The sequence below is a fragment of the Pseudomonas sp. NY15181 genome (assembly GCF_048068055.1).
Taxonomy (GTDB): domain Bacteria; phylum Pseudomonadota; class Gammaproteobacteria; order Pseudomonadales; family Pseudomonadaceae; genus Pseudomonas.
Window position 1 is genome coordinate 121101 of the sequence record NZ_JBLUPT010000014.1, and the last position, 7645, is coordinate 128745.

A 7645-nucleotide genomic window follows, 5' to 3' on the forward strand; every position below is an offset into this window, starting at 1 on the left:
GCTCTCCTGTTGTTGTCGTTTTGCCGGAGCGGCTTCTTCTCTTGAAATAGAGAGTTTGGGTGAGTTGAGATAGCGCTATCTTTGACGGGCAGGCGCTATCGGTTTCAGTCGTGGGAGTGCTGGCGCCACCAGAGATGCGCGGCATCGGCCAGGTCGTCGACCGGGCGGGTGGCATCCAGGTGCAGGGTCAGCGGCTCGCTGAGCGGCGGTTCGAGGGCGGCGAACTGGCTGTCGATCAGGCTGGCCGGCATGAAGTGGCCGGGGCGGGTGGCGACGCGCTGGGCAGCGGTTTCCGGGGTGAGTTCCAGGAACACCACGCCCAGGCCGGGCACGGCGCGGCGCAGGCGCTCGCGGTAGGCGAACTTGAGCGCGGAGCAGGTGAGCACGGGGCGCTGGCCGGCGGCGATGGCTTTCTGCAGCTCGGCGGCCAGGGTGTCGAGCCAGCCGGCGCGGTCCTCGTCGGTCAGCGGGATGCCGGCGCTCATCTTCTGGATGTTGGCTTCGGGGTGGAAGGCGTCGCCTTCGATGGCGAACGCGCCGCTGCGCAGGCACAGGGCCTCGCTGACGCTGGACTTGCCGCATCCGGCGACACCCATGATGAGGACGGCATCGATGGCGGTGAGCATGCAGGGCCTCGGTATTGAGACAGCGCTATCTTTGTTGGGCGTAACGAAAAGCATTGGCTGCCTCCGTATTCTTGTCATTCTAGTCGGTCTGTTCTGGCGGCTTCGGCGCTGGTGAGCTGCCGGCGGGCGAGGGACCGGTGGGGCCGGTTTCAGGCAATTGCCCTGGTCGCGAGACAGCGCTACCTTAGTGCCTCGATTTTTGTTTGGCAAGCCGCCCGATGACCGCCCGGAACAAAGACAAGAAGAACGACAGAAGCTCCCGCACTACCGGCCGCCCGACCCTCGACGAGGTGGCGCGCCGCGCTGGCGTCAGCCCCATTACCGCCTCGCGAGCCTTGCGCGGGGTGAGCACGGTGGCCGAGGCGCTGGTGGAAAAGGTCCGACAGGCGGCCAGTGAACTGGGCTATGTGGCCAACCCCGCCGCCCGCGCGCTGGCCTCCAAGCAGAGCCCCAACGTCGTGGTGCTGGTGCCGTCGCTGGCCAACCAGTTGTTCATCGAGACGCTGGAAGCCATCCATGCCGTGATGCATGCGCGCGGCCTGGAAGTGCTGATCGGCAACTACCACTACTCCCGCGACGAAGAAGAGAACCTGCTGCGCAACTACCTCGCGTACCAGCCGCGCGGCCTCCTGCTGACCGGCTTCGACCGCACCGAGAGCGCCCGGCGGATGATCGAGGCCAGTGGTGTGCCGGCGGTCTACATGATGGACCTCGACCCCGGCGCCGGCCTGCATTGCGTGGGCTTCTCGCAGATTCGCGCGGGGGAGGCGGCGGCCAGGCACCTGCTCAAGAGTGGGCGCAAGCGCCTGGCCTACATCGGCGCGCAACTCGACCAGCGTACATTGCTGCGCGGCGAGGGATTCCGTCGGGCGTTGCAGCAGGCCGGTTGCTACGACCCGGCGCTGGAGGTGCTGACGCCGCGCCCGTCGTCAGTCGGCCTGGGCGGCGAGCTGTTCCGCCAACTGTTGGCCAGCCATCCGCAGGTGGAGGGCATCTTCTTCGGCAACGACGACCTGGCCCAGGGCGCGTTGCTGGAGGCCATGCGCCACGGCATTCGCATTCCGGAGCAGGTGGCGGTGCTGGGTTTCAACGACCTGCCCAGTTCGGAGTTCATGGTGCCGCGCCTGTCGAGTATTCGTACGCCGCGCAAGGCCATCGGGACCCATGCGGCGGAGCGCCTGTTGGATCTGATCAACGACAAGGCGGTGAGTGAACCGGTGATGGACCTGGGGTTCGAGTTGATGGTGCGGGAGAGTAGCTGAGACCAGAGATTCATTCTGGCGATTGGCTAGAATCAGCGCTTCAACGTCACGCCCGGATATCAAGGAAAGATAATGGCGGCTGATAATTTTCTGGCGAAGGTGGCGCTTCTGGTCCTGGCACCCGGAGCAGTTCATGCCGTGGGCATTGGTCTGCAGAACAATGTGAATCAGGGATATGGGGACGAGGGGTTCGTCGGAAATTACCTGTTCATGGCGGCTCCCCATCTTCTGATGGTGTGCCTGGCTGCCATCTCGATGTTACGCAAGGGAGCGCTGCTGCAGACCCTGATTGGACTGAATCTCGTCCTGATTTCATTCACGTTCTATGTCCATTGGCTTGTCTCCTCGCGGGAGGCGGGCCTGGCCTGGGTGCTGTACTACCCGCTCTGCGCGCTGTTCCTTGTGGCGTATGGGATCTTCAAGTATTCGGTCGGACGCCGCAGGACATAGCGCCGCCTGTGCATTGTAGGAGCGAGCTTGCTCGCGAACCGCCCAGTCACAGAGTCGTCGGCTAGCACTGTTCGCGAGCAAGCTCGCTCCTACGAAAAGCAAAGAGATCAATGCGCCGGCAGAATCCGCCCACGGCATTCGCCGAAGCCGATCGACGGGTAGCCGTCGCGGCGGCAGCGGGCGCGCAGGATGATTTCGTCGCCGTCTTCGAGGAAGCGGCGTTCCTCGCCATTGCTCAGCACCACCGGTTGCTTGCCGCCGGTGGTCAGCTCCAGCAGGCTGCCGAAGCTGTCCGGGGTTTCGCCGGAGAGGGTGCCGGAGCCGAACAGGTCGCCCGGTTGCAGGCGGCAGCCGTTGACGCTGTGGTGGGCAACCATCTGCGCCACCGTCCAGTACATGTTCAGCGTGTTGCTCAGGGCGATGCGTTCCGGGGCCTGGTGCTCGTGGCGCATGCGCGGGGTGAGCAGCAGCACTTCCAGTTCGATGTCCAGCGCGCCGTGCTGCTGGTCGGCCTCGTCATGGAGGTACGGCAGCGGCTGCGGGTCGCCTTCCGGACGGGCCGGCTGGGCAGTGCGGAAGGGTTCCAGCGCTTCGGCGGTGACCACCCAGGGGGAGATGGTGGTGGCGAAGCTCTTGGACAGGAAGGGGCCGAGCGGCTGGTACTCCCAGGCCTGTACGTCACGGGCGGACCAGTCGTTGAGCAGGCAGAAGCCGGCGATGTGGCCGGAGGCGGCGCTGATCGGGATGGCCTTGCCCTGGTCGTTGCCCTGGCCGATCCAGATGCCCAGTTCCAGCTCCAGGTCCATGCGCGCGCAGGGGCCGAACACCGGTACGTCGAGGCCGGCCGGCAGGGTCTGGCCGTTGGGGCGGCGCACTTCGGTGCCGGAGGGCACGATGGTGGAAGCGCGGCCGTGGTAGCCGATGGGCACGTACTTGTAGTTGGGCAGCAGCGGGTTGTCCGGGCGGAACAGCTTGCCGACGTTCTTCGCGTGGTGGATGCCGACGTAGAAGTCGGTGTAGTCGCCGATCTTCGCCGGCAGGTGCATACGGCACGCGGCCTGGGGCTTGAGCAGCGCGGCGCCGAGGTGCTCCATGCGCTTCTGCTCGGAGCTGCCTTCGCTGAGCAGGCCGATCAGCGCGTCACGCAGGGTGCGGCGGGCGGTGCCGCCCAGGGCGAAGAAGGCGTTGAGGCTGTCGCCGCTGGCGACCACGGCGGCCTGGTGGGCGGCGCCGTGGAAAAGGCCGGCTTCGCAGGCGGTCTTCAGGTCGAAGATGTAGTCGCCGATGGCGACACCGCCGCGCGCCGAATCACCCGGCGGGCTGAATACGCCCAGGGGCAGGTTCTGCAGGGGGAAGTCCGGGTGGCCGTTGGCCGATTCGATCCAGCTTTGCGTGTTGTGGGAGACGCTCATCTTATTGCTCCGGGGAAGGGTCGAAGGTCTTCTGCATGCCGCTCCAGCAGGCGTCATAGTCGCGCTGCAGTTGCGGGCAGTCGAGGGCGAAGCGGCTGGGGCGCAGCACGCGGCCGGTCTCGAACATGAAGGCCATGGTGTGATCGATCTTGTGCGGTTTCAGGTCGGCGGCGATGGCCTGCCGGGTGGTGGCGTTGTCCGGGCCGTGGGCGCTCATGCAGTTGTGCAGCGAGGCGCCGCCGGGGACGAAGCCGTCGGCCTTGGCGTCGTACACGCCCTGGATCAGGCCCATGAATTCGTTCATCAGGTTGCGGTGGAACCACGGCGGGCGGAAGGTGCTCTCGGCCACCATCCAGCGCGGCGGGAAGATCACGAAGTCCATGTTGGCCATGCCGTGGGTGTCGCTGGGCGAGGTGAGCACGGTGAAGATGGACGGGTCGGGGTGATCGAAGCTCACCGTGCCGATGGTGTTGAAGCGGCGCAGGTCGTACTTGTAGGGCACGTTGTTGCCGTGCCAGGCGACCACGTCCAGCGGCGAATGGTCGAGGGTGGTGGCCCAGAGTTCGCCGAGGAATTTCTGCACCAGTTGCACCGGGCCTTCGAGGTCTTCGTAGTGCGCCACCGGGGTGAGGAAGTCGCGGGGGTTGGCCAGGCCGTTGCTGCCGATGGGGCCGAGGTCGGGCAGGCGCAGGGCGGCGCCGTGGTTCTCCGCCACGTAGCCGGCGGCGGAGGCTTCCAGCAGCTCGACACGGAAGCGCATGCCGCGCGGGATCACGGCGATCTCCAGCGGTTCGACCTCCAGCACGCCCAGCTCGGTAACCAGGCGCAGGCGACCGGCCTGGGGCACGATCAGCAGTTCGCCGTCGGCGTTGAAGAACGCCCGGCTCATGGAGATGTTCGCGCGGTAGGCATAGACGCTGACGCCGCTGGTGGCCTCGGCTTCGGCGTTGGCGGCCATGCATAGCAGGCCGTCGATGAAGTCGGTAGGCTCCTGCGGCATCTCGAAGCTGTTCCAGCGCAGGCGGTTGGGCGTCACCGGGCCGAGGGCGGTGCCGGTGATCTGGCGGGCCAGGCGCTCGTAGCGCGGGTGCGCGGCGGACGGGCGGATACGGTACAGCCAGGTGCGCCGGGCCTCGCTGCGCGGCACGGTGAAGGCGGTGCCCGAGAGCAGTTCGGCGTAGAGGCCGTAGGGGACTTGCTGCGGCGAGTTCTGCCCGACGGGCAGTGCGTTGGGCAGGGCCTCGCTGGCGAATTCGTTGCCGAATCCGGACAGGTAGGCCGGGGCGCGGGAGGCGGTCATGGTGGTTTCACTCTTTTTATCGTAATTGAATTACGATAAACGTAATTTCATGGAGGCGGGCCGTCAAGCCCACCAGGGAGTCCTTTTAGTTGAAGACCAAGAACGAAGCGGATGAGTCCGCCCCGACGAAGGGCAAGAAGGTGCAGTCCGCCGAGGTCGGCACCGAGATCCTCAAGGCCCTGGCGGACCTGGCGCCGAGCACCTCGCTCAAGCGCCTGGGCGAGTATCTGGAGATGCCGGCGGCCAAGGTCCACCGCTATCTGCAGGCGTTGATCGCCAGCGGCTTCGCCGAGCAGGACCCGGTCACCAACCATTACGGGCTGGGCCGCGAGGCGCTCTACGTGGGCCTGGCGGCGATCCGCCGGCTGGACGTGGTGAAGGTTGCCAGCCCCGCACTGGCCGAGCTGCGCGACAACCTGGGGCAGACCTGCTTCCTGGCCATCTGGGGCAGCCACGGCCCGACCGTGGTGCAGGTGGAACCGGCGCAGGGGATGGTCACCCTGGTGACGCAAGTGGGTTCGGTGCTGCCGGTACACGGGTCGTCCACCGGGCTGGTGTTCGCCGCGTTCCGGCCGGGGCTGGAGGAGGGGGCGGACCAGGCGGTGCTGGAAAGCATTCGGGCCGAAGGGCTGCATTCGATCCACGGGCTGCTGATGCCGGGGGTGAATGCGCTGTCGGTGCCGCTGTTCGCCACCGGCCGGGAGCTGGCGGGGGTGATTACGGTGGTGGGGTCGGAGGCGAGCTTCTCGGCCGATCCTCATGGCGAGGCAGCGCGGGGGTTGCTGGAGGCGGCGCGGGAGATCAGTTTGCGGATGGGCGGGGAGGTCTGAACCTGCTCTTCGTAGGAGCGAGCTTGCTCGCGAACCTCTCAGCTCCGATGCTGCCGGGAGGTCCGTTCGCGAGCAATCTCGCTCCTACAGGTATTACAGGTATTGGGTGCCTTACCCTCGCCCAACCTGCTTCACCGCTGCCTCCTTCCCGCCCAGGTCGAGTACCTCCCGCACCAGCATGGCGATGCTCGATACGCCCATCTTTTCCTTGATCTTGGTGCGGTGCACGTCGACGGTCTTCACGCTGATGTTCAGCTCGCGGGCAATGACCTTGCTCGCCTTGCCGTCGATCACCATGCCCAGCACTTCGCGCTCGCGGCCGGTGAGCAGGTCGAGCTTGCTCTGCAACTGCTGGCGCTGGGCGGCGCCGGCGTGGACCTGCACGGCGTCCTTCAGCGCGGCCTGGATGCGCTCGAGCATCTGCTGCGGGTTGTAAGGCTTCTCGACGAAGTCGATGGCGCCGTTCTTCATCGCCTTCACCGACATGGGGATGTCGCCGTGCGCGGAGACGAACAGGGTTGGCAGCGCAATGCCGCGCGCGTTGAGGATTTCCTGCAGCTGGAAGCCGCTGGTCTCCGGCATGCGCACGTCCAGCACCAGGCAGGCCGGCTGGTCGGGGTCGTAGTGGGCGAGGAATTCGTCGGCGCCGGCGAAGCACAGGGCCTGCACGCTGACCGATTCGAGCAACCAGGCCAGCGAGGTGCGCAGGTCCTTGTCGTCGTCGACGATGTACACAACGGGTTTACGGGTTTCCATTTCGGGCTACCACGGCATTTCTAATTATTTTTCACCCCGAGGGGCGCAAGGCATGTCAGGGAGCATAACCACTGCTTCTCCCGCTGACGATAAAGAAACCCCCTAGATGACTAGCGGCGATCTCCCCCCGGCATGGGGATCGTCTGAATATTTCCGCCTGGCCCCGGCGCTTACTCTCGTTCCATCAGCCACGGACCGCTTTGCGTGTGGTCCCCCGAGAGGAAGGGTGCCGAGATGGCCGACCTTAGCCAGACCCAGATCGACTTTCGCAATGCCATGGCCCAGCTGCCGGCGGCGGTGAACATCATCACCAGCAGCGGCCCCGGCGGACGTTGCGGCATCACCGCCAGCGCGGTGTGCTCGGTCACCGATTCGCCGCCGACCGTGCTGGTCTGCATCAACCGCAACAGTGCCAGCCACGACGTGTTCCGCGACAACGGCTACCTCTGCGTCAACGTGCTGCGCGGAGAGCAGGAGGAGCTGGCGCGGCATTTCGCCGGGATGACCCGCGTGCCGATGGAAGAGCGCTTCGCCTGGGACCTGTGGGACAGCGCCTGCCCCGAGGCGCCGGTGCTGCGCGATGCTCTGGTGACCCTGGGCGGGCGGATCAGCGAGTGCAAGGAGGTGGGTTCTCACTCGGTGATGTTCGTCGAGCTGGACCAGGTCGCCGTGCGCGAGCAGGGCGACAGCCTCGTGTACTTCAACCGCCTGTTCCATCGCGTCGACCGCGCTGCCGCGGCGGCGCAGTGCGCCCGCTGATTCCGGAGAGAGCATGACCCGTATCGAACGCCTCGAGTCGATCATCGTCGACCTGCCGACCATCCGCCCGCACAAGCTGGCCATGCACACCCTGCAGCAGCAGACGCTGGTGATCCTGCGCCTGCACTGCAGCGACGGTGTGGAAGGTATCGGCGAAGCCACCACCATCGGCGGCCTGGCCTACGGCAACGAGAGCCCGGAAAGCATCAAGGCCAACCTCGACGCGCACTTCGCGCCGCTGCTGGTCGGC

Annotated in this window: 8 protein-coding genes and 1 pseudogene; 5 read left to right on the forward strand and 4 right to left on the reverse strand. The window is 66.2% G+C overall.

All coding sequences use genetic code 11. The features are described 5' to 3' along the window. Positions 1–104: 104 nt before the first annotated feature. A complete protein-coding gene (locus tag ACNFBT_RS25320; RefSeq protein WP_416753457.1) occupies positions 105–626 on the reverse strand; it encodes a gluconokinase in 522 nt (173 codons plus the stop codon). 218 nt (positions 627–844) lie between these two features. On the opposite strand from ACNFBT_RS25320, the gene ACNFBT_RS25325 reads away from it, so the two are divergent. Next, positions 845–1888, forward strand: a complete 1044-nt coding sequence (locus tag ACNFBT_RS25325) for a LacI family DNA-binding transcriptional regulator (RefSeq protein ID WP_416753458.1) — start codon at positions 845–847, stop codon at positions 1886–1888. 72 nt (positions 1889–1960) lie between these two features. Then, a complete protein-coding gene (locus ACNFBT_RS25330; RefSeq protein ID WP_416753459.1) occupies positions 1961–2338 on the forward strand; it encodes a hypothetical protein in 378 nt (125 codons plus the stop codon). Positions 2339–2445: 107 nt separating this feature from the next. On the opposite strand, the gene fahA is transcribed toward ACNFBT_RS25330, so the two are convergent. Together fahA and hmgA are read right to left on the reverse strand one after the other, a co-directional pair. Beyond that, positions 2446–3750, reverse strand: a complete 1305-nt coding sequence (gene fahA / locus ACNFBT_RS25335; protein ID WP_416753460.1) for a fumarylacetoacetase — start codon at positions 3748–3750, stop codon at positions 2446–2448. 1 nt (position 3751) lies between these two features. Then, complete coding sequence (gene hmgA / locus ACNFBT_RS25340) at positions 3752–5050, reverse strand: homogentisate 1,2-dioxygenase (protein ID WP_416753461.1); 1299 nt, start codon at positions 5048–5050, stop codon at positions 3752–3754. 89 nt (positions 5051–5139) lie between these two features. On the opposite strand from hmgA, the gene ACNFBT_RS25345 reads away from it, so the two are divergent. Then, the gene (locus tag ACNFBT_RS25345; RefSeq protein WP_416753462.1) at positions 5140–5880 is read left to right on the forward strand and encodes an IclR family transcriptional regulator; all 741 of its coding nucleotides are present in this window, start codon (positions 5140–5142) and stop codon (positions 5878–5880) included. Between the two features lie 111 nt (positions 5881–5991). On the opposite strand, the gene ACNFBT_RS25350 is transcribed toward ACNFBT_RS25345, so the two are convergent. Then, positions 5992–6636, reverse strand: a complete 645-nt coding sequence (locus ACNFBT_RS25350) for a response regulator transcription factor (protein ID WP_416753463.1) — start codon at positions 6634–6636, stop codon at positions 5992–5994. Positions 6637–6870: 234 nt separating this feature from the next. Between ACNFBT_RS25350 and hpaC the strand changes: the two genes are divergently transcribed. Further along, entirely contained in the window at positions 6871–7395 is a 525-nt protein-coding gene (gene hpaC, locus ACNFBT_RS25355; protein WP_416753464.1) for a 4-hydroxyphenylacetate 3-monooxygenase, reductase component, read from the forward strand. A 13-nt stretch (positions 7396–7408) separates the two neighbouring features. Then, a pseudogene (locus ACNFBT_RS25360) lies at positions 7409–7645 on the forward strand (muconate cycloisomerase); the annotation flags it as partial.

Bases quoted from the DNA above. Each gene is read 5' to 3' on its own strand.
- fahA (WP_416753460.1), bottom strand. From the start codon at position 3,750: ATGAGCGTCTCCCACAACACGCAAAGCTGGATCGAATCGGCCAACGGC.
- ACNFBT_RS25330 (WP_416753459.1), top strand. From the start codon at position 1,961: ATGGCGGCTGATAATTTTCTGGCGAAGGTGGCGCTTCTGGTCCTGGCA.
- ACNFBT_RS25350 (WP_416753463.1), bottom strand. From the start codon at position 6,636: ATGGAAACCCGTAAACCCGTTGTGTACATCGTCGACGACGACAAGGAC.
- ACNFBT_RS25325 (WP_416753458.1), top strand. From the start codon at position 845: ATGACCGCCCGGAACAAAGACAAGAAGAACGACAGAAGCTCCCGCACT.
- ACNFBT_RS25320 (WP_416753457.1), bottom strand. From the start codon at position 626: ATGCTCACCGCCATCGATGCCGTCCTCATCATGGGTGTCGCCGGATGC.
- hpaC (WP_416753464.1), top strand. From the start codon at position 6,871: ATGGCCGACCTTAGCCAGACCCAGATCGACTTTCGCAATGCCATGGCC.
- hmgA (WP_416753461.1), bottom strand. From the start codon at position 5,050: ATGACCGCCTCCCGCGCCCCGGCCTACCTGTCCGGATTCGGCAACGAA.